The 21,780-nt window shown below is 71.4% G+C and carries 12 protein-coding genes; 4 read left to right on the plus strand and 8 right to left on the minus strand.

The window, feature by feature from the left end; genetic code table 11:
• From VFH59_RS02625 to VFH59_RS02640, 4 genes are all read left to right on the plus strand, one after another.
• The coding region (locus VFH59_RS02625; protein WP_325163335.1) for a copper resistance protein B at window positions 1-411 on the plus strand (411 nt) is incomplete at its 5' end.
• An 88-nt stretch (window positions 412-499) separates the two neighbouring features.
• Window positions 500-1,300, plus strand: coding sequence for a 4-hydroxy-tetrahydrodipicolinate reductase (gene dapB, locus VFH59_RS02630; protein ID WP_325163336.1), 801 nt, complete (start codon window positions 500-502; stop codon window positions 1,298-1,300).
• Between the two features lie 133 nt (window positions 1,301-1,433).
• Window positions 1,434-1,712 (plus strand): hypothetical protein, encoded by a 279-nt coding sequence (locus VFH59_RS02635; RefSeq protein WP_325163337.1) that lies wholly within the window; start codon window positions 1,434-1,436, stop codon window positions 1,710-1,712.
• A gap of 211 nt (window positions 1,713-1,923) precedes the next feature.
• Window positions 1,924-3,333 (plus strand): deoxyribodipyrimidine photo-lyase, encoded by a 1,410-nt coding sequence (locus VFH59_RS02640; RefSeq protein ID WP_325163338.1) that lies wholly within the window; start codon window positions 1,924-1,926, stop codon window positions 3,331-3,333.
• Window positions 3,334-3,343: 10 nt separating this feature from the next.
• On the opposite strand, the gene VFH59_RS02645 is transcribed toward VFH59_RS02640, so the two are convergent.
• The 8 genes from VFH59_RS02645 to VFH59_RS02680 form a co-directional block, all read right to left on the minus strand.
• Window positions 3,344-3,850 carry a TspO/MBR family protein gene (locus VFH59_RS02645; RefSeq protein ID WP_325163339.1) on the minus strand — a complete coding sequence of 169 codons (507 nt, stop codon included), beginning with the start codon at window positions 3,848-3,850 and terminating at the stop codon, window positions 3,344-3,346.
• 45 nt (window positions 3,851-3,895) lie between these two features.
• Complete coding sequence (gene treY, locus VFH59_RS02650) at window positions 3,896-6,577, minus strand: malto-oligosyltrehalose synthase (RefSeq protein ID WP_325163340.1); 2,682 nt, start codon at window positions 6,575-6,577, stop codon at window positions 3,896-3,898.
• Window positions 6,578-6,755: 178 nt separating this feature from the next.
• Window positions 6,756-8,849, minus strand: a complete 2,094-nt coding sequence (gene malQ, locus VFH59_RS02655; RefSeq protein WP_325163341.1) for a 4-alpha-glucanotransferase — start codon at window positions 8,847-8,849, stop codon at window positions 6,756-6,758.
• Between the two features lie 97 nt (window positions 8,850-8,946).
• Window positions 8,947-10,716, minus strand: a complete 1,770-nt coding sequence (treZ, locus tag VFH59_RS02660) for a malto-oligosyltrehalose trehalohydrolase (protein WP_325163342.1) — start codon at window positions 10,714-10,716, stop codon at window positions 8,947-8,949.
• Window positions 10,713-12,824 carry a glycogen debranching protein GlgX gene (glgX, locus tag VFH59_RS02665; protein ID WP_325163343.1) on the minus strand — a complete coding sequence of 704 codons (2,112 nt, stop codon included), beginning with the start codon at window positions 12,822-12,824 and terminating at the stop codon, window positions 10,713-10,715. Before glgX ends, treZ begins: the two co-directional genes overlap by 4 nt.
• A 100-nt stretch (window positions 12,825-12,924) precedes the next feature.
• Window positions 12,925-15,102, minus strand: a complete 2,178-nt coding sequence (gene glgB / locus VFH59_RS02670) for a 1,4-alpha-glucan branching protein GlgB (RefSeq protein ID WP_325163344.1) — start codon at window positions 15,100-15,102, stop codon at window positions 12,925-12,927.
• Window positions 15,099-18,401, minus strand: a complete 3,303-nt coding sequence (treS, locus tag VFH59_RS02675) for a maltose alpha-D-glucosyltransferase (protein WP_325163345.1) — start codon at window positions 18,399-18,401, stop codon at window positions 15,099-15,101. The genes glgB and treS overlap by 4 nt, the downstream gene beginning before the upstream one ends.
• A gap of 154 nt (window positions 18,402-18,555) precedes the next feature.
• Entirely contained in the window at window positions 18,556-21,687 is a 3,132-nt protein-coding gene (locus VFH59_RS02680; protein ID WP_325163346.1) for a maltotransferase domain-containing protein, read from the minus strand.
• Between the last annotated feature and the right edge of the window lie 93 nt (window positions 21,688-21,780).

Genomic DNA, 21,780 nt, shown 5'->3' on the forward strand with positions numbered 1-21,780 from the left:
ACGCAACTGGGCGTGCGCACGGACACCGGCGAAGGGCCGGACCGCCAATGGGTCGCCTTCGGCATCCAGGGCCTGGCGCCCTACTGGTTCGAACTGGAGGCAACCGGCTACGTGGGGCCCGCGGGGCGGACCGCCGCGCGCCTGCGCGCCGATTACGAGCTGCTCTTCACCCAGCGGCTGATCCTGCAACCGGAGTTCGAACTCGACGCGTACGGCAAGGCCGACCCGGCGCGCGGGCTGGGCAGCGGCCTGGCCGACGCCTCGCTGGGCCTGCGCCTGCGCTACGAGCTCCGGCGCGAGGTGGCGCCGTACGTGGGCGGGGTCTGGATCCGGCGCTTCGGCGCCAGCGCCGACCAGGGGCGCGGCCGGTTGGAGTGGCAATGGGTGGCCGGCGTGCGCATCCAGTTGTAAAGGTCGCTGCGCCCGGCGAAGGCGCGGCGGCAAATCCACTGACGCTATCCTTGTGCGCACGAGCAACACGGGTAAGGAGCCATCGATCATGAGTCTCGACGTCTGTCTGGCGGGTGCGACCGGCTGGGCCGGTTCGGAACTGGCCAGGGCGATGGCGCACACGCCAGACCTGACCCTGGTGGCCGCGGTTGGGCGCCGGCATGCCGGGCAGGACCTGGGCGTGGCGCTGGGTGGCAAGCCACTCGCCTGCCCGGTCTTCGCCAGCGCCGGCGAGGCGCTCGCACGGCACTGCGATGTGTTCGTCGAATACACCGGCGTGGCGACGGCCAAGGCCAACATCCTCGCCGCCCTGGAGCACGGCGCCCACGTGGTCGTCGGCTCCTCGGGCCTTGGCGACGAGGACTACGCGCAGATCGATGCGGTCGCGCGCGCGAAGGACCTGGGCGTGCTCGCCTGCGGCAATTTCGCGTTGACGGTGGTGCTGCTGCAGAAGTTCGCCGAGATGGCGGCCCGCTACATCCCGCAATGGGAGATCATCGACTACGCGCACGACGACAAGCGCGACGCCCCCAGCGGCACCGCGCGCGAACTGGCCAGCCGGCTGGGGCGCGTGCAGACGCCACAGCCGACGGTACCGCTGGAGCAGACCCTCGGCGTCCGTGATGCGCGCGGGGCGACGCTGGCCGGGTCGCAGGTGCACTCGATCCGGCTGCCCGGCTTCGTGATCGGCGCCGAAGTGATCTTCGGCATGCCCGACCAGAAACTCACCCTGCGCCACGATGCGGGCAGCAGCGCCCGCCCCTACGTCGACGGCGCGCTGCTGGCCGTGCGCAAGGTGCCGGCGTTGCGCGGCGTGCATCGCGGACTGGACCGGGTGCTCGATCTCTGAACGGGGGCCAACCGGCTGGGGCCCGGCGCCTGCCCGACAGGTGTTTTTAAAGCATCGGCAGCCTTCTTTTCGCGCTCCGTAGACAGCCCGAAAAAGAAACTACATCCAGTTGTTTTGGAAGGTGTTTCGCCCGATGACCATGAACGTCCGCAGCCCCTCTACCCTCCGTCGCCATCCCGGCTTCATCCGCGATCACGACTGGACCATCAACGGACCGGCGATCGGACCGGAGCAGACACCGCGCTGGCCGACCGACGAGGACGCCCCGCAGGACCGTCGCCACTCCGAGATCGAATGGCCGATCGAGGACCGTCGCACGCCGCGCGTGCCGGTGCCGACCCCGGAACGCGAGGAGGAAGACGAGTTCCCCTGGATTTCCCCCACGCAGCCGGCCACCTGCTGGCTGATCTGAAGCGACAGCGGATGCTGACAAGGCGCGGCGACGGCCGCGCCTTTTGCATGCCCGTCCGCCGCAGCGCAGGCAAACCAGCCCGACGCCCGCCTGCCTGTCGGCCAGGCATGCGCGACATTGAGCGAGGCCCGGCGCGACGCTAGGCTGCGCCGATGTCCCGCTCCCCGCATCCCGGCGCGCGCAGCCTCACCCCGCACACCGCCGACCTGCGATGAGCGTCGCCCTGGTGCTGTTCCGGCGTGACCTGCGCCTGGCTGACAATCCCGCCCTGAGCGCCGCCTGCGCTTCGCACGCCCGCGTCCTGCCGGTGTACGTGCACGCGCCCGAAGAGGAAGGCGATTTCCCGCCCGGTGCCGCCAGCCGGTGGTGGCTGCACCATTCGCTGGCCGCGCTGGCGGGAGCACTGCGGGAACGACAGGCCGGCCTGCACCTGGCCCGCGGCCCCACGCTCGAGACCCTGCTTGCGCTGGTGGCGCAAAGCGGCGCGACCGCGGTGTACTGGAACCGGCTCTACGAACCGGCCGCGATCGCGCGGGACACCCGGCTGAAGTCCGCGTTGCAGGAACAGGGTATCGAGGTGCACAGCCACCCTGCCGCCCTCTGGTGCGAGCCCTGGCGCATCGCCACCGGGCAAGGCGGGCCGTACCGGGTATTCAGCCCGTACTGGCGGACGCTGCGCGCGCAACTGGCGTCGGAAGCGCCCCTGCCCGAGCCGTCCCTCGGGGAGTGGCGTGAAATGAACGGCGCGCTGCCGCTGTCCTCGCTCGGCCTGCTGCCGGACCGGCCCTGGGATGGCGGCCTGGCCGCGGCCTGGCGCCCCGGCGAGGCGGGCGCACACGAGCTGCTGGACATCTTTGCCGACGATGCGCTGGCGGACTACGCGCAGGTGCGCGACCTGCCGGCGCGCCACGGCACGTCACGGCTGTCGCCGCACCTGCACTTCGGCGAGATCTCGCCGCGCCAGATCCACCACCGGCTGGCCGCGCGCAACGAGCGTGCCGGCGGCCGCCTCGACCTCGAACCCTACCTGCGCGAGCTCGGCTGGCGCGAGTTCGCCCATCACCTGCTGTACCACTTTCCCGCCACCCCCACCACGAACTTCAACCCGCGCATGGGGGACGGGCTGTGGGAGGCGCCGGATGCGCACTCACTGGCACGCTGGCAACAGGGGCGCACCGGCATCCCGCTCGTCGATGCGGGCATGCGCGAGTTGTGGCACACGGGCTGGATGCACAACCGCGTGCGCATGATCGTGGCCAGCTTCCTGACCAAGAACCTGCGCCAGCACTGGCGCCACGGCGCCGCCTGGTTCTGGGACACGCTGGTCGACGCCGATCTGGCCAACAACACGATGGGCTGGCAATGGGTGGCCGGTTGCGGGGCCGACGCGGCACCCTACTTCCGCGTGTTCAACCCGGTCACCCAGGCGCTGCGCTTCGATCCGCAGGGCCGCTACCTGGCGCGCTGGCTGCCCGAGCTGGCCGCGGCACCCGCGCCGTTGCGGCACGAGCCGTGGAAGGATCCCGCGCTGCTCCGGCGCAGCGGGTATCCCGCGCCGATGGTCGACCTGGCGCGGTCGCGCCAGCGTGCGCTGCAGGCCTACCGGCAAGTCGGGGGCTGACGGGCCGGGTTCATCCCAGCACCGTCGGGTTGAGTTGCCACACGCGCCAGTTCAGCGCCGCGGCGAAGCTCACCCAGCCCAGGTACGGCAACAGCAGCGCACCGGCGACCGGGCGCACGCGCCAGAACGCCAGCACCGTCGCCAGCAACAGCAGCCACAGCACGGCGATGTCCACGAACGCCCATCCGCCCAGCTGCCAGCCGAAGAACAGCCAGCTCCAGGCGGCGTTGACGGCCAGCTGCGCGACGAACAACCCCAGCGCGCCGCGACGCCGGTTCCAGCCGCCGGCGCGCCAGACGCACCAGGCAGCCAGTCCCATCAGGGCATAGAGCAACGTCCACACCGGCCCGAATACCGCCGCCGGCGGCGCCCAGGACGGCTGCACCAGCTGGGCGTAGAACGCGCGGGCCTGGAGGGAGGCCGCTGCACCGATGGCCGCCGCGGCGAAGCTGAGCAGCCACCAGCCGGCCAGACCCAGCCAGGGATGGCGTGGTTCCGACGGATGCGCGTTCGTCATCTGCATGCTCCTCGCAGGGCCGGCCGCTGCACGGCCGGCGCCGGATCAGGACGCCAGCGGTTCCAGCACCGCGACCGGCAGCGGCGCCAGCCAGGCGGCCGGCGAGAGCACGTCGCCGACGCTGGCCACGCCTTCGCCGAACAGGCTGCGGTAGCGGCCGGGCGTGATTCCGCGTACACGCGCCCCGGGCGACAGCAGGCTGGCGCTCGCGGCGGCGTCCCAGTGCGGATCGCGCGCATCGAACAGTACCCCCGCCGTATGGCGCAGGGCCAGCACGACGACTGCCTGGCCGTCGAGTCCGCGTTCGAAGGCCAGCAGCCGGTTGCCGGCGTCCGCGCCGCCGGCCTCGACCGTCAACTGGCGATAGCCACCCTGGGCGAATGCCGCCGGATGGCGCGCGCGCAGCTGCAGCAGCTCGTGGAGCAGGCGCTGCTTGAGCGCGCCGTCGCGCCAGCGCCGCAGCAGGTCGTCCCAGGCCGCACCGGCGGCCAGCGCGGCGCGGTGGGCCGGGAAGTCGACCGGGTGGCGGTTGTCCGGATCGACCAGGCTGAAATCCCAGAACGTGGTGCCCTGGTAGGTGTCCGGCACGCCGGGGGTGGTCAGCCGCAACGTGGTCTGCACCAGGCTGTTGGCGGCACCGGCGGCGGCGATGCGCTGCACGAACGCGTGCAGTTCGCCGGCGAAGCCGCTGGCCGGCGCCAGCAGGGCGGCAAGGAAGCGCTCGCAGGCGTCCTCATAGGGCTCGTTGGGACGGGTCCAGCGCGAACGGCGCTTGGCTTCGCGCAGCGCCTTGCGCTGCCACTGCGCGATGCGTTCACGGAAGGCGGCCAGCCCGTCCGCATCGTCCGGTGCGAGCGTCAGCGGCCATGCGCCGACCAGGGTCTGGTACAGCATGTATTCGTCCGCCGGCGAGGGCGCCGTCGCCCCCTCGAGCAGCGTATGCAGCGAAGCGTTGCGCTCGCGCCAGCGCTGCACGGTGCCGGCCCAGTGCGGCACCACGGCGGCCTGCGAGAGCACCGCCAGGCGGGCACGCGCATCCTCGCCGCGCTTGTGGTCGTGCGTGGCGGTGGCCAGCAGGTTGTGCGGGAAATCATGCGCGCGCTCGGCGCACAGCGCGTGGAAGGTGGGGATGTCCAGCGCCAGGTGACCGGGATCGGCGCCGACCTCGTTGCGGGAGAGCAGCCGGCCGTAGCGGTAGCAGGCGGTGTCCTCCACCGCCTTGGCCGCCATCGGCGAGGTGGCCTGCTGGAAGATGCGCATCGCCCGTTCGCGCGCCTGCCGCACGCGGCCCGGCGGCAGGCCGCGTGGCGCCTGCCCACCGAGCCAGGCGGCCACCTCGGCGAGCAGCTCGCGGTCCTCGATGCGCACGTGGTGGCGTGCACGTGCATAGGCCTGCTGGAACACCGCCTCGTCGACCGCGTCGCGGCCCAGCCCGCCGGCATAGGTGCGGTAGACCGGGAAGTGCACCAGCAGCTCCACCAGGACGCGGCGGATCGCCGGCAGGCTGACGTCGCGGGTCGAGACATCGGCGCGTGCCGCGTCGAACAGCGCGCGGGCGGTACGGTCCAGCTCCGATTCGAAGCTGTCGACCAGGATCTGGCGCCGCGCGGCACTCGCCACCGCCGCGAAGTCCGCGCGCTCGCCACTGATGGCCTGCCACAGCTCGGTCAGCATCCCCTCGCCGGCGCCGTCGTGCAGCAGCGCGCCGACCTGGTCCATGAACTCGTAGCCGGTGGTGCCGTCCATGCGCCAACCCTGCCGCAGCCGTTCGCCTTCGGCGAGGATCTTCTCCACCACCAGGTAGGCCGGGCCGCGCGGCGCGTCGGCCGGACGCTGGCGCTGCAGGCGGCGCAGCCGGTGGCGCAGCTGGCGACAGTAGCGGTGCGGGTCGGCCAGTCCGTCGACGTGGTCCACGCGCAGGCCATCGATCAGGCCCTCGGCATAGAGCCGGAACAGCAGCGCGTGGCAGTCCTCGAACACGCGCGTGCGATCCATGCGCAGGCCGGCCAGTTCGTTGATGTCGAAGAAGCGCCGGTAGTCGATCGTGTCGTTGGCCAGCTTCCACAGCGCGAGGCGGTAGTGCTGCTGTTCCAGCAGGGCGTGCAACCGCTGGAAGCCGTCTTCGTGCCGGCCGTCGTGCGCGGCCAGCACGGTGGCCGCTTCCCCTGCCCCGCGCAGCGCGGCGATCGTGGAGGGCGCAAGCGGCAGCGGGCTGTCGTGCACGCGCAACCCGTATTCCGGCCCGTCTCGCTCCAGCCGCACGTCGCCGTCGCGCAGCGCCTGCGCATACGGCTTGCCGAGGATGGGCAGCAGCACGTGTCCGCGCACCAGCGGATCGGGGCTGCGCCAGTCGATGTCGAAATAGCCCGCGTAGCGACTGGCGCGGCCGTGGCGCAGCAGGTCCGTCCACCAGGCGTTGCCGGGACCGGCGAACATGTGGTTAGGCACGATGTCCAGCACCAGGCCCATGCCCTGCGCGCGCAGTCGCCGGACCAGCCGGCGCAGCGCCGGCTCGCCGCCGAGCTCGGGGTTGACCTGGTGGTAGTCGACGACGTCGTAGCCGTGGTTCGAACCGGGGCGCGCGGCGAACAGCGGCGAGGCATAGAGGTGGCTGATGCCCAGGTCGGCGTAGTAGTCGACCTGCGCAGCGGCATCGTCGAGGGTAAAGCCGGCATGCAGTTGCAGCCGGGCCAGCGCGCGCGGCGGGACAGGTGCGGGATCGCTCACGGCAAGGCCCTTCGGCTTCGCCTCGCTGCGTCCAGGGCGAACGGAGGAGAGGATCCTCCGGACGGAAACCTCCGCCCTTCCGAAAGGTCCGGGGTGAGGAAGCGGGTTTGCGGCAGCCCCCCGCGGACGCACCGTCGTGCTTCCCGCGGCGTCGAGACAGCGCGGCGCAGCCGTGCAGTCATGACACGCCACGCGCGGCGGCGACGGCTCCACAGCAGGCCTGCGCCACCGGACCGTCGAACAGCGCGGCGGCCGACTCGGGCAACCGGCGGCGCCAGTTGGGATGCATTGCATCGGTGGGACCCGGCAGGTTGGGCTGCTCCGGCAACGCCAGCAGGTCCTCGGCCGGGATGACCACCAGCGGCGCCGGCGCACGGGCGACGTGACCCGCCGCGGCGATGGCCACGGGGGCCACGTCCTCCGGCGAGGGCGGGCGATTCTCGTCAGGCGAGCCACCGGCATCCTGTGCCGCGCCCGAGGCACAGAGCGCGCGCCAGAGGCGTTCGCGGTCCATCGCGCGCTCGGCGGCCTCGTCGACGCCCGGCTCGGCCAGGCCCGTGCGCGCGCGCCACTCGATATCGCGCCCACTCCACCAGCCGGCCACCGTCGGCACGTCGTGGGTGGAGGTGGTCGCCATCGCCTCGGACGACCAGTGCGCCGGCGCGATGAAGCCGCGATCGGCCGCACGCTCGAACCAGAGCACGCGAATGCCCAGCGCGCCGGCCGCCGCGAGGCGCTGGCGGAAGTCGGCCGGCACCGTGCCGAGGTCTTCGCCGATCACCACGGCGCGGTAATGGTGCGACTCGATGGCGAGCAGCCGCAGCATGTCGTCCAGCGGGTAGCGCACGTAGGCCCCCTCGGTGGCGCCGAAGCCGTGCGGCACCAGCCACAGGCGCTTCAGGCCCAGTACGTGGTCGATGCGCACGCCGCCGGCGTGGGCGAGCGCGGTCCGCAGCATGGCCAGATAGCCGGCGTAGCCGCTGCGCTCGAGCCCCCGCGGCGAGAACGTGGTGAGCCCCCAGTCCTGCCCGTTGCGGTTGAGCAGGTCCGGCGGCGCACCGACCGAGAGGCCGTGCAGTACCTCGCCATGGTGGCTCCAGGCCTGGCTGCCGCCCGGATCGGTGCCGACCGCCAGGTCCGAGATCAGCCCGATCGCCATGCCCGAGGCGCGCGCGGTGTGCTGGGCGTCTTCCAGGCCGCGCTGGGCGAGCCATTGCAGGAACGCATGGAAGGCCACCTCGCGGCCGTGTTCTCGCGCGAAGGTCGCCACCGCCGGGCTGGCCGGGTCGTGGTACTCGGTCGGCCAGGCCTGCCAGCCGCCCGGCGTGCCGTGCGCCCGGAAGTGCACCTGCAACGCCTCGAAGCGCGCATGGCGCTCGAGCGCCTCGCCCTGCTCGCGGCGGAAGGCGCACAGCGCCCGGGTGAGCGTCGAGTCGGCCGAGGACCATTCGAACAGCGCATGCAACAGCGTCATGCGGGCGCGGGCGGCGCGCGGCCAGTCGATCAGATCCAGCCATTCCAGCTCGGCCAGCTCCTGGCGCAGGTTGTGCGCGTCGGCGACGGTGCGCAGGGCGGCGGCGCCACCCACGCGGCCCGGATCGACGTACAGCGGGTTGAGGAACAGGCGGCTGGAGGGCGCGTAGGGGCTGTAGCGCTCGGGCGCGGCGGCGAACAGCGCGTGCACCGGGCTGATCGCCAGCGCGTCGGCGCCCCGGGCGGCCGCCGCGCGCGCGCACTGTTCCAGCGCGGTGAAGTCACCGATGCCGCCATCGCCCGGCCGGCGCAGGCTGGCCAGCTGCACGGCCACGCCCCAGGGGCGCTGCGCATGGGCGATGTCGCCCACGCCGAACGCGCGCCGGGGCGCGGCGGCGAGCGTGCACTCCTCACCGCCGAGCAGGAGGCGGTAGTAGCCGGGTGCGACGGGCGCGCGCAGCGAGCACTCGCCGGCCGGCACTGTGCCCTCGCCGACCGGTTGGCCATGCGGGTCATCGATGCGCCAGCGGCGCGACGCCGTCGCCGGCGGCACCCGGAACGGGAGGCCGGCATCGGCGACCTGCAGGCGTGGCAGTTGCGTGCCGGCGCGTTCGCGGCGCAGGCGTTCGAGGCTGGCCGCGATGTCGTCCGCGTTCGAGCATGCCAGACCGAGGGCCTCCAGCACCGCGCGCAGGGTGGGTGCGGACACCCGTTGCGGGCGGTCGTTGGCATCGCGCCAGTGCACGTCCACACCGGCCTGCCCGGCCAGTTCGGCGAGGCGCGCGTCGATATCGCTCACGAACGCCCTCGGGAGCACCTGCACGCGTGCGCCCGGTGCGCTGCGCAGCCGCGCGCCGGGTGCGTCCCTGCAGGGCCAGGGAAATTGGCGTTGACATTCATGCCGAAGGTTCCAGGAAGACCAGGGTGCAGGCGGGTTCGAGGCGGCCTTCGGCCAGGGCGGCGATCGCCGACGCCTCGCCGTGCAACCATCGCGCATCGGGTGTTGCCTTGGCGTCGACGGCAGCCGGGCGGTCGCCGAGGTTGCAGTACACGTGCAGGCGCGCATCGCCCAGTTGCCAGTGCGCCTGCAACGCGTGCGTGCCGATCGCCCTTGCCCCCAGCGGTCGTGCCTGCTCCAGGCGCGGCAGCAGGTGCCGCCGGCGCTGTGCCAGCAGCAGCCGCACCAGGGTCAGGCGCGCGAGGCCTTCCGGGCTGGCCGCCTCGCCCGGGTCGGGCACCGAGCGTTCGAAGGTCGATGGCGCGTTCGGGTCGGGCACGTCCTGCTTGCCGTGACCTTCGAATTCGGCGAATTCCTTGCGCCGGCCTTCGCGCACGGCGGTGCGCAGCTGCTCGTTCTGGTGGTCGGTGAAGAACAGGAACGGCCGGCGGCTGCCCCACTCCTCGCCCATGAACAGCATCGGCACCGACGGCGTGAGCAACAGCAGCGCGTAGGCCGCATCCAGCCGTTTCGGATCGACCAGCACGGTGAGGCGCTCGCCCAGGGCGCGGTTGCCGACCTGGTCGTGGTTCTGCAGGAAGTCGACGAAACACAGCGGACTCAGCCGGCCGCTCGGCTCGCCGCGCGGCTTGCCGCGCATCGGCTCGCCCTGCCAGGCGAAGCCCTCGGCCAGGCAGCGCGCCAGCCTGCCGGCCGGATCGTCGGCGTAGGCACCGTAATAGCCGGCGGTCTCGCCGGTCAGCAGCACGTGCAGCGCGTTGTGGAAATCGTCGTTCCACTGCGCGTCGAAGCGGCGTGGGCCGAGCAGGTGCGCCTGGTTGGCCTCGTTCTCCAGCACCAGGTGGACCTGCCGGCCGGCAGCGGCCGCCCGCACGCGCGCGGCGAGCGCGAGCAGCCAGGCCGGGTTGTGCAGCGCATGCACGGCATCCAGGCGCAGGCCGTCGAAGCGGTACTCCTCCAGCCAGTACAGCGCGTTGTGCACGAAGAAGTCGCCCACCTGCGGCAGCGCCACGTCGATCGCCGCGCCCCAGGGCGTGCCCGGGCCATCCGTGCGGAAGAACGGCGAGGCGTAGGCGCCCAGGTAATTGCCGTCCGGGCCGAAATGGTTGTAGACCACGTCCAGCATCACCATCAGCCCCAGCCCGTGCGCGGTGTCGACGAGGGCCTTGAGCTCGTCGGGCGTGCCGTAGGCCGCGGCCGGGGCGAAGGGAAGTACGCCGTCGTAGCCCCAGTTGCGACGTCCCGGGAATTGCGCGATCGGCATCAGCTCGATGACGGTCACGCCCAGCGCGTGCAGGTCCGGCAGCATCGTCCGCACGCCGCGGAAGCCGCCGCAGGCACCCACGTGCAACTCGTAGACCACCGCCTCGTGCCAGGGACGCCCGCGCCAGCCGGGGTGACGCCAGGTGTAGGCGCCGGGATCGACCACGACGCTGGCGCCGTGCACGTCGCCCGCCTCCTGCAGGCGGGAGGCCGGATCGGGTACGCGCAGGCGGTTGCCCGCGCAATAGCGGTAGCGGGTCCCGGCGGGCGCTTCGCACAGGCACTCGTGCCACCCATCGTCCAGCGCGCGCATCGGATGGACGCCACCCGGCTCGAGCTCGAGCCGTACCTGCGCGGCGTCGGGCGCCCACAACCGGAAGCGGGTACGTCCATCACCCTGCAGTTCCGCGCCGTAGGGCATGGCGTGGCGGAAGCGCCCGCTCATGCACCGTCCTGCCGCGGCGCGGCAGAGAGCAACATGACGCTGGAACCCTTCAGCTCCAGTGTGGCCTCGGCGATGTCCCGCTCGGGCGCGTCGGGGTTGCCGGTGTCGATGCGCAGGCGCCAGGGCAACCGGGGCTCGGGCAACGTGAAGGTGTGCGGTTCGCCGGTGCCGTTGACCAGCAACAGGGTGACGTCGATGTGCCGCCGTCCCTTGGGACAGGCGCGGCGCAGCATCAGCAGGCGGCCCTGCGCGTCGTCCCAGTCGCCCTGGCGCATGGCGGCCCCGCGCTCGTTGAACCACGACACCGGGGTGAGTCCCGGCAGCAGCTCCGGGCCGCCATGCATGAACGTGTCCGCGCGCAGTGTCGGGTGCTGCGCGCGCAGGCGGACCAGCCGGGCGACGAAATCGGTCAGCGCACGGCCGCCATCGGATTGGGCCAGCTTCCAGTCGAACCAGGAGATCTCGTTGTCCTGGCAGTAGGCATTGTTGTTGCCGCCCTGGCTGCGGCCGAACTCGTCGCCACCGAGCAGCATCGGCGTGCCGTGCGAGAACAGCAGCGTGGCCAGCATCGCGCGCTTGGCACGACCGCGGGCGTCGAGGATCGCCGCATCCTCGGTCGGCCCCTCGGCGCCGTGGTTGTTGCTTTCGTTGTCGTTGGCCCCGTCGCGGTTGTCCTCGCCGTTGGCCTCGTTGTGCTTGTGCTCGTAGCTGACCAGGTCCTGCAGGGTGAAGCCGTCGTGCGCGGTGACGAAGTTGAGCGAGGCCCACGGCCGGCGGTGCTGGTGGTCGAACAGCTCGGCCGAGCCCTGCAGCCGTCCGGCCAGTGCGCCGCGCAGCCCGGCGTCGCCCTTCCAGAAGCGGCGCACGTCGTCGCGGAACTGGCCGTTCCACTCGCCGAAGCCGGGCGGATGGTTGCCCAGCTGGTAGCCGCCGGGGCCGACGTCCCAGGGCTCGGAGATCAGCTTGACGCCGTTGAGCACGGGGTCCTGGCGCATGGCGTCGAACAGGCCGCAGTTCGGGTCGAAGCCGTGCGCTTCGCGCCCCAGCGTGACGCCAAGGTCGAAGCGGAAGCCGTCGACATGGAAGGTCTGCACCCAGTAGCGCAGCGAGTCCATCACCAGTTGCTGCACGCGCGGGTGCGCGGTGTTGACGGTGTTTCCCGTACCGGTGTCGTTGATGCAGTGGCGCGGGTTGTCCGGCAGCAGGCGGTAGTAGCTGGCATTGTCCAGCCCGCGGAAGCTCAGCGTCGGACCAAGCTCGCTGCCCTCGCCGGTGTGGTTGTAGACCACGTCCAGGATCACTTCGATGCCGGCCACGTGCAGCGCCTGCACCGCGGCGCGGATCTCGTTCAGCGCGCCCTCGGCCAGGTAGGCCGGCTCCGGCGCGAAGAATGCCAGCGTGTTGTAGCCCCAGTAGTTGCGCAGCTTCATCTCGGCCAGGCGCCGGTCCTGCACGAAGGCGTGGATCGGCAGTAGCTCGATCGCGGTGATGCCCAGGTTCACCAGGTGGTCGATCACGTACGGATCGGTCAGCGCGAGGAAGGTGCCGCGTTCGTGCGGGCGGATGCGCTTGAGCAAGCGGGTGATGCCCTTGACGTGCGCCTCGTAGACGACCGTCCGCGACCACGGCGTGCGCGGACGCCGGTCGCGCCCTTCCCAGTGCATCGATTCGTCGACCACCACCGCCTTGGGCATGGCCGCGGCGCTGTCGCGGCGGTCGAACGACAGGTCGGCGCGCGGCGAGGTCACGCGATAGCCATGCAGCACGTCCGACCACCGCAGCTGGCCGGCAAGCTGTCGCGCGTAGGGGTCGAGCAGCAACTTGTTCGGGTTGAAGCGGTGGCCCTGCTCCGGCTCGTACGGGCCGTGGGCGCGGTAGCCGTAGAGCTGCCCGCCGCGCAGCCGCGGCAGGTAGCCGTGCCAGATCTCATCGGTGCATTCGGGCAGTTCGTAGCGGGCGATCTGGCGGCGGCCGGACGGATCGAACAGGCACAGTTCGATGCGCTCGGCGTGGGCGGAGAACACCGCGAAGTTGGTGCCGATTCCGTCGCAGTGCGCGCCCAGCGGGTACGGCGAGCCTGGCTGCATGCGTTCGGGAAGGGTGGGCATCAACGGAGCTCCGGCAGTCCTGGACGCATCCTGCGCGCGCTCGCGTGGTTGCGACGTGGTCAGGCTGGCACGCCCCGGGTGCGCTGCGTCATGGAGCCACTCACGGCTGGCCGGCCAGGTAGATGACCGTTGCCAGCGGAGGCAGCGTGAGTGCCAGCGAGTGCGGCTGGCCGTGGATCGGTACCGGATCGGCCTGCGCCTCGCCCTGCCCCACGCCCGAACCGCCGTAGCCGGCGTCGTCGGTGTTGATCGCCAGCTGCCAGCGGCCCTCCTGCGGCACGCCGATGCGGTAGTCGTGCAACGGCGAAGGCGTGAGGTTGCTCACCACCAGCGCCGGACGCGCGCCTTCGGCGAAGCGCAGCCAGGCGAACACGCTGTTGTTCGCGTCGTCGCCGATCGCCCAGCGGAACCCGCGCGGGTCGCCATCCCACGCATGCAGCGCGGGTTCGCGCGCGAGCAGGTGGTTGAGATCACGCAGCAGCTGCTGCACGCCGCGGTGGCGCGGATCGTCCAGCAGGTGCCACGGCAGCTGCGCATCGTGGTTCCACTCGGTCGGCTGCGCCAGCTCGCCGCCGGCGAACAGCAGCTTCTTGCCCGGGTGCGCCCACATGAAACCGTAATAGGCGCGCAGGTTGGCGAAGCGCTGCCAGTCGTCACCGGGCATGCGGCCGAGCAGCGAGCGCTTGCCGTGCACCACCTCGTCGTGCGAGAGCGGCAGCACGTAGTGCTCGGAGTACGCGTACACCATCGAGAAGGTCATCTCGTGGTGATGCCAGCGCCGGTGGATCGGATCGCGCGACATGTACTCGAGCGTGTCGTGCATCCAGCCCATGTTCCACTTGTAGTCGAAGCCCAGGCCGCCTTCGGTGGCTGCGCGGGTGACCCCGGGCCACGCGGTCGATTCCTCGGCGATGGTGAGCACGCCCGGGTGGCGCTGGTGTACCACGGTGTTGAAGCGCTTGAGGAAGGCGATCGACTCCAGGTTCTCGCGCCCGCCATGGACGTTGGGCACCCACTCGCCGTGCTTGCGGCTGTAGTCGCGGTAGAGCATGGAGGCGACCGCGTCCACGCGCAGGCCGTCGATGTGGAAGCGCTCCAGCCAGGCCAGCGCGCTGCCGATCAGGAAGCCGGAGACCTCATCGCGTCCGAGGTTGTAGATCAGCGTGTTCCAATCCTGGTGGAAGCCTTCGCGCGGGTCGGCATGTTCGTACAGCGCGGTACCGTCGAAATGGGCCAGGCCGTGCGGGTCGGTCGGGAAGTGCGCCGGCACCCAGTCGACGATCACGCCCAGTCCCGCCTCGTGGCAGCGGTCGACGAAACGCGCGAAGGCTTCCGGCGGGCCGAAACGCGCGGTCGGCGCGTACTGGCCCAGCGGCTGGTAGCCCCAGGAGCCGCCGAAGGGATGCTCGGCCACCGGCAGTAGCTCGACGTGGGTGAAGCCCATGCCGACCAGATAGGGAATCAGGCGCGCGGCCAGCGCGTCCCAGCCGGGCGCCTCGCCCTGCTCCGTGTGCCACCACGAGCCGGCGTGCAGCTCATAGATGGACAGCGGCGCATCCAGCCGCTGGCGCCCCGCGCGCTCGGCCATCCAGGCATGGTCGGTCCAGCGGAACGGTGCATCGGCGGCGACGATGGAGGCGGTGGCTGGTGGTGCCTCGGTGACCAGCGCCACCGGGTCGGCCCGCTGTTGCACCGAGAAGTCGGCGCCAAGGATCTCGTACTTGTAGCGGGCGCCGGGCAGCAGGCCGGGCACGAACAGCTCCCACACGCCGTGGGGCAGGCGCAGGCGCATCGGGTGGCGGCGACCGTCCCACTGGTTGAAGTCGCCGACCACGCTGACCCGCCGCGCATTCGGCGCCCACACCGCGAAGCGCACGCCGGGCACGCCGTCGCGCTCGACCGGATGCGCCCCCAGTTGTCGCCAGAGCTCCGGATGCTGGCCTTGGGCGAGCAGTTCCAGGTCGTGGTCGGCCAGCAGGGTGCCGAAGGCGTACGGGTCGTCCAGCTCCTGCGCCGCGGTCGGCCAGTGCACGCGCAGGCGGTAGCGACCTTCGCCGGGCACCGTCCCCGCAAACAGGCCGTCTGCCAGCGGCACCAGCGAGGCAAGGACCTGACCCTGCGGATCGACCGCGTCGACGCCATGCGCCCCCGGCTGCAGCGTGCGGACCACGCGCCGGCCGTCGAGGTGATGTGGCCCCAGCACCGCGAAGGGATCGCCGTGCCGCGCCTGCAGCAACGCGTCCACGGCACCGGGGTCGAGTGCGCCCGGACCGTTCATGTGCCCGCTCCGCCGATGGCGGCCTCGTCGGTCAGCCGCAACAGGCCCTGCAGCGGCACGCCCAGCCAGCCGGGCCGGTTGGCCGCCTCGTAGGCGATCTCGTAGGCGGCCTTGTCCAGCAGGAACAGCTCCAGCATCGGCGCCAGCGCTTCGGCGCCGATCCAGCGCACCGGCGCGCGCTCGAGCACGGCGATGTAGGCACCCAGGAACACCTCCGAGGCGCGCAGGCGGAAGCGTTCGAGGAAGGGCGCGAAGAGTGGATCCTCGGTCGGCGCCACGCCTTCCTCGCCGCGCTGGGCGACGGCCGCGACATAGTCGAGCGAGCGCAGGAAGCCGGCCACGTCACGCAGTGGCGTGGTCTTGACGCGCCGGTCTTCCAGCGGGCGGGCCGGCTCGCCCTCGAAGTCGATCAGCCAGGCGTCGCCCTGCACCACCAGCACCTGGCCCAGGTGGAAGTCGCCGTGCACGCGCGTGCGCAGCGTGCCCTCGCCGGACCGGGCCAGGCTGTCGATGCGCTGTTCGAGCGCGGCGCGGCGCTGGAACAGGCGCTCGCGCTGCTCGCGCAAGGCGGCGTCCTGGGGATCCAGGCTTTGCAGCGCCTCGATCGCCCGCTGCAATTGCCCGCGCGCGTCGGCCACCCAGTCGCCGACATCCGCGGTGCTGGCGGTCTCCGGGCGGAAGGCCTCGTCCTCGCTCGGTTGCGCGAGCACCGCATGCAGTTCGCCCAGGCGGGTGCCCACGGCCGCGGCGAAACCGTCGTAGTCGGCAAGGATCTCCGTGCGCGCGTCGGCATCCTGCGCATGGCTGAATTCGTCCCAGGTGCGCCGCAGGTAATCGAGCGTCCAGCGCCAGGCGTCGCCCTGGTTGCGCACGAAGCCCTGCAGCACGGCCAGCGCCGAGGGGATGCCGTCGGCGCCCACGTGCAGCACCTCGCCCAGCAGCGGGGGGGTGTTGGCGTAGCCCACGCGGGTCAGGTGGCGGCCCATCTCGAGCTCCGGGTTCAGGCCGTGCGAGATGTGGCGGTAGAGCTTGAGCATGCCGCGTTCGCGCACGATCACCGAGCTGTTGGACTGCTCGGCCGACAGCCAGCGGTTCTCGGCCTCGGCCGGGAACTCCAGCGCGTCGAAGGCCGGCGTGGCGGTGAAGCGGATCACTCCTCCCCGCTTGAGCGGCAGTTCCAGGCGCTGGCGCAGGCCCCGCAGCAGGCCCGAGACGAAGGCGTCGAGCACGAAACCGTCGGTGAGGTAGCCCACGCGGCGGCCGCGTCGCACCCGCGCCAGCGCCAGCTGCTGCGCGCGCGCGGGCGGGTTCTCGTCTTCCCAGATGATGCCCAGCGGCAGGCAGTAGCGTTCGGTGCTGCCGTCGGCGAGGGTGGTGATGATCTCGGTGATCACCAGGTCCTCGCCGCGGTCGGGCCAGGGCTGGCCGTACATCACGCTGATTGCCGGCACGCCGCGGTCCTTGGCGCCGAACCAGCGGCGACGGCCCAGGTAGGTGGGCAGCACGTCACGCTCGATGACCCCGCGGTGGTGCGCCATCACCGGGCCGTCCACCAGCGGGCCGCGCAGGACCAGCGTCTCGAAGTCCGGCATCGGTTCGGCAGGAACCTGGTGCCAGGCCGGCATCTGCGCGTTGGCGCACAGCTGGAAGGCGTAGAAGCCGAACGGCGGCAGGGTCAGCAGGTACGGCAGGCGGCCGATCGGCGGGAACGAGGTGCCGCCGAGGATCTCCACCGGCACGCGGCCGTCGAACGCACCCAGGTCCAGCTCCACCGCCTGCAGCGTGCGCGACATGTTGGCCACGCACAGCACCTGCTCGTCCTCGTACTCGCGCAGGTAGGCCAGGATCTTGCGGTTGCCCGGGTAGAGGAAGCGGATGCTGCCGCGGCCGAACGCCTTGTAGCGCTTGCGCACGGCCAGCACGCGACGGGTCCAGTTGAGCAGCGAGTGCGGGTCACGCGCCTGCGCCTCGGCGTTGACCGCCTGGTAGCCGTACAGCGGGTCCATGATCGGCGGCAGCACCAGCTTGGCCGGGTCGGCCTTGGAGAAGCCGCCGTTGCGGTCCATCGACCACTGCATCGGCGTGCGCACGCCGTCGCGGTCGCCCAGGTGGATGTTGTCGCCCATCCCGAGCTCGTCGCCGTAGTAGAGCACCGGGGTGCCGGGCATGGTGATCAGCAGCGAGTTCATCAGCTCGATACGGCGGCGGTCGCGCTCCAGCAGCGGCGACAGGCGGCGGCGGATGCCGAGGTTGATGCGCGCGCGGCGGTCGGCGGCGTAGGTCTCCCACAGGTAGTCGCGCTCGGCGTCGGTGACCATCTCCAGCGTCAGCTCGTCATGGTTGCGCAGGAAGATCGCCCACTGGCAGTTGTCCGGGATCGCCGGCGTCTGGCGCATGATGTCGGTGATCGGGAAGCGGTCCTCGCGCGCGATCGCCATGTACATGCGCGGCATCAGCGGAAAGTGGAACGCCATGTGGCATTCGTCGCCGTCGCCGAAGTAGTCCTGGGTGTCCTCCGGCCACTGGTTGGCCTCGGCCAGCAGCATGCGGTCGGGATAGTGCTCGTCGATCTCCTTGCGGATCAGCTTCAGGATGTCGTGCGTCTCGGGCAGGTTCTCGTTGTTGGTGCCCTCGCGTTCGATCAGGTACGGCACCGCGTCGAGTCGCAGGCCGTCGACGCCGAGGTCCAGCCAGAAGCGCATGACCCCGAGTACGGCCTTGATCACCGCCGGGTTGTCGAAGTTGAGGTCGGGCTGGTGCGAGAAGAAGCGGTGCCAGAAGTACTGGCCGGCGACCGCGTCCCAGGTCCAGTTGGACTTCTCGGTATCGAGGAAGATGATGCGCGTGCCCGAATAGGCCTGGTCGGTGTCCGACCACACGTAGAAGTTGCGTGCGGCCGAGCCGGGCTTGGCCAGGCGGGCGCGCTGGAACCACGGGTGCTGGTCGGAGGTATGGTTGATCACCAGCTCGGTGATCACGCGCAGGCCGTGCGCGTGCGCCGCGGCGATGAAGCGCCTGGCATCGGCGAGCTTGCCGTAGTCCGGGTGCACCGCCTTGTATTCGGAAATGTCGTAGCCGTCGTCGCGGCGCGGGCTCGGGTAGAACGGCAGCAACCACAGCGTGTTGACGCCCAGCTCGACGATGTAGTCGAGCTTGTCGATCAGGCCCTGGAAGTCGCCCACGCCGTCGTCGTTGGAGTCGAAGAACGACTTGACGTGCACCTGGTAGATGATCGCGTCCTTGTACCAGAGCGGATCGCTGGTAAAGCTGCGCCTGGGGGTCCTGGGCTGCGCGCTCATGCGGAATTCCTTGGCTCTGGCTGCTCCCCCTGCCTGCAGGGGGAGGCTGGGAGGGGGGCGCCCGGGCTAAGCGAAAAGCACCCCTCCCCAGCCCTCCCCTGCAGGCAGGGGAGGGAGCAGGAGCGATGCGCGCAGGCTGCAGTCATCCGCATGCTCAGGCCTCCACACGCCAGATCGCATACGGCATGCCCTGCCCCAGCCACACATGCTGGCGGCCGCCGCGCCAGGTCAGCGTGGCGTCGTGCAGCAGGTCCTCGACGATGAGCGGTGCGTCCTCGTCCACACCCCAGTGGGCCAGCGGCAGGTGCAGCGTGGCGCCGTGCGCGTGGTGCGGGTCGAGGTTGATCGCCACCAGCACGCGGTCGCGCCCACCGGGCGCCGTCTTCTCGAAGAACAGCACCTGCTCGTTGTCGGCATGCAGGAAGCGCACGCCGAGGTGGCTCTGCAGCGCCGGCTGCTCGCGTCGGATCGCATTGAGCTGGGTGATCTCGGCGACGATGTTGCCCGGCGCCTCCCAGTCGCGCGGCTTGATCTCGTACTTCTCCGAGTCGAGGTACTCCTCCTTGCCGGGAATCGGCACCGACTCGCACAGCTCGAAGCCGGAGTACATGCCCCACAAACCCGACAGCGTGGTCGCCAGCGCGGCGCGGATGAGGAACCCCGTGCGGCCGGAGCGCTGCAGGAAGTGCGGATTGATGTCCGGCGTGTTGACGAAGAAGTGGGGACGGAAGAACTCGCGCGGCGGCCCGTGCGCCAGTTCGGTGAGGTACTCGGTGAACTCGTGCTTGGTGTGGCGCCAGGTGAAATAGGTGTAGGACTGGCTGAAGCCGAGCTTGGCCAGCCGGTACATCGGCTTGGGCCGGGTGAAGGCCTCGGACAGGAACAGCGCATCGGGGTACTGGCCGCGCACGCGCGCGATCATCCATTCCCAGAACGGAAACGGCTTGGTATGCGGGTTGTCCACGCGGAAGGTGCGCACGCCCTGGCCCGCCCAGTACAGCACCACGTCGCACAACGCCTGCCACAAAGAGGGGACGGCGTCCTCCTGGTAGAAGTCGACGTTGACGATGTCCTGGTATTTCTTCGGCGGATTCTCCGCGTAGCGCAGGCTGCCGTCCGGGCGCCAGTCGAACCATTCGGGGTGCTCGGTGAGCCACGGATGGTCGGGCGAGCACTGGATGGCGAAGTCCAGCGCCAGCTCCAGTCCATGCGCATGGGCCGCGTCACGCAGCGCGCGGAAGTCATCGAGGGTGCCCAGCTCGGGATGGATGGCGGTGTGGCCGCCCTCGGCCGAGCCGATCGCGTAGGGGCTGCCCGGATCGTGCTCGCCGGGCGTGAGCGTGTTGTTGCGCCCCTTGCGGAAGGCACGGCCGATCGGGTGGATGGGCGGGAAGTACAGCACGTCGAAGCCCATGTCGCGGATCGCCGGCAGGCGTCCGATCACGTCGCGGAAGGTGCCGTGGCGGTCGGGGCTGTCGGTGATCGAGCGCGGGAACAGCTCGTACCAGCTGGCGAACCGGGCGGCGCGGCGGTCGACCTCCAGCGGCAATGGCGGATGTTCCACGGCGAACGCGCGCAGGTCGCCCTCGGTCATCGCCCGGGCCGTGTCCTCGGCGATCATCAGCCGGTAGCGGGCCTCGTCGTCCGCCGCCTTGGCCAGGGCACTGGCGAGGGCGCGCAACGGCTTGCGCCGGGCCGGTACGGTGCCGGCGGCGGTCTGCTCGACCAGGTGCTGGCCTTCGCGCATTTCCAGCGCGATCGGCACGCCGGCATCGTGCTTGGCGACGATCTCGTGGCGGTAGCTCGCGTAGGCATCTCGCCAGGCCTGCACGATGTATTCGTAGCGCCCCATGCGGGAGGGCGTGAAGCGGCCGCGGTAGCGGTCGTTGCCGAGCGGCTCCATGCGCAGTTCCTGCCAGTGCTTCTCGTCCAGTGCGCGCCAGCGCAGCGCCACGGCGAGCTTGTCGTGGCCGTCCATGAACACGTCCGCCTCCACCGTCACCACGTCACCGACCACGCGCTTGACCGCGAAACGCCCATCGTCGACGCAGGGCGTGACCGCCTCGATGGCGATGCGCGGCGACTGCGTGGCCGCGGCCAGCGCCTGCCTGGCCGCGGTGGTGCTGGTGCGCGTGGCGACCGCTCGGGTGCGGGTGCCTTCGAGGATGCGCACCTCGCCCGGGGCCAGGGTGATCGGCTCGGCGACGGACGCGCCGTCGGGCGCCGTCCAGTCGCCGTAGGCGCTGGCCGCGCCACCGGCGACCGCGCCCAGCTCCACCGGGGTGCCGGCATCCAGCCGGGCGTTGAAGAGCGCAAGCCACGCCAGGTCGCCATGCCGGCGCAGGACACCGACCCAGGCGTCGTCGACGTGGATCACCGCCGGCTCACGTGCCTGCGCGCCCAGGCGGCACAGCCAATCATTGATGGCGAGGATCTCGCCGGTCAGGTCGAGTCCCTGCTGGTCGTCGCGTGCGAAGCCGGCGGGCATCAGCCAGCCGCCGGCGCAGGTGGCGGCAAACCACGCGGCGCGCCGGCGATGGCGCTCGGCGAGATCGCGCGCGCCGAAGCCACGATCCGCCGCGGGGTCGCCAAAGGGCGCCGCCGCGCAGGCCAGTGGGGAGGCGACCCCGGCAACACGCCGCAATTCGCGGGCCAGCCAGCCGGTACGGAAGTCCCACCACTCGGCCGAGCAGAACGCATGATCGAAACCGACCTCGGCGAACGCCGCCAGGTCGGCCGGTGCCAGTCCCTGGGTCCAGCCCAGGAACAGCGCTTCCGGCACCTTGCCGCGCAGGCCATCGACCAGGTGCGCCCACCAGGCCGGCGGGGCGGCATCGAGCGAGCGCAGCCGCAACCCCGCCGCGCCGGCCCGCAGCGCCCCGAGCAACCGTTCGCACCACCAGGCCAGCGCGTCGGGCGCCACCGTGTCGTCGTGGAAGCGCCAGCGCACCCCGGCTTCGGCCGCCGGACGACGCGGGTCGGGCAGCACCCCGGGATCGGGTACGGCATGGAACCACTCCGGATGCTCGGCGCGCAGGGTCGCCTCGGGTGGCAACGGGCGTGCCACGTCGACATCGAGCAGCAGGCCCAGGCCGTGTTCGCCGCAGACGCGAACCATCGTGTCGATCGCTTCGACGCCCTCCTCCAGCAACGTCGCCGGCGCGAGCACGTGGCTGAAACCGAGTTCGCCGGCATGCGCCAGCCAGGAGGTACGCCCTGCGGTGCCGGCATCGAGCCCGGCGGGAAGACTGAGGATTCGAAGCGGTGCGGCCGCGTGTGCCGGCATGGAGGCTCCCGGGTCGGAGGTCGGGCCCGCCATCGCGGCAGGCGGCGGGCGGCGGCGCCGTCCGGCGACGCCGGGGCCTGCGGGCACGTCCGC

This window comes from Frateuria sp. (assembly GCF_035695185.1).
GTDB lineage: Bacteria > Pseudomonadota > Gammaproteobacteria > Xanthomonadales > Rhodanobacteraceae > Frateuria_A.

Bases quoted from the DNA above. Each gene is read 5' to 3' on its own strand.
- treZ (WP_325163342.1), bottom strand. From the start codon at position 10,716: ATGAGCGGGCGCTTCCGCCACGCCATGCCCTACGGCGCGGAACTGCAG.
- VFH59_RS02645 (WP_325163339.1), bottom strand. From the start codon at position 3,850: ATGACGAACGCGCATCCGTCGGAACCACGCCATCCCTGGCTGGGTCTG.
- dapB (WP_325163336.1), top strand. From the start codon at position 500: ATGAGTCTCGACGTCTGTCTGGCGGGTGCGACCGGCTGGGCCGGTTCG.
- glgB (WP_325163344.1), bottom strand. From the start codon at position 15,102: ATGAACGGTCCGGGCGCACTCGACCCCGGTGCCGTGGACGCGTTGCTG.
- VFH59_RS02635 (WP_325163337.1), top strand. From the start codon at position 1,434: ATGACCATGAACGTCCGCAGCCCCTCTACCCTCCGTCGCCATCCCGGC.
- glgX (WP_325163343.1), bottom strand. From the start codon at position 12,824: ATGCCCACCCTTCCCGAACGCATGCAGCCAGGCTCGCCGTACCCGCTG.
- VFH59_RS02680 (WP_325163346.1), bottom strand. From the start codon at position 21,687: ATGCCGGCACACGCGGCCGCACCGCTTCGAATCCTCAGTCTTCCCGCC.
- treS (WP_325163345.1), bottom strand. From the start codon at position 18,401: ATGAGCGCGCAGCCCAGGACCCCCAGGCGCAGCTTTACCAGCGATCCG.
- VFH59_RS02640 (WP_325163338.1), top strand. From the start codon at position 1,924: ATGAGCGTCGCCCTGGTGCTGTTCCGGCGTGACCTGCGCCTGGCTGAC.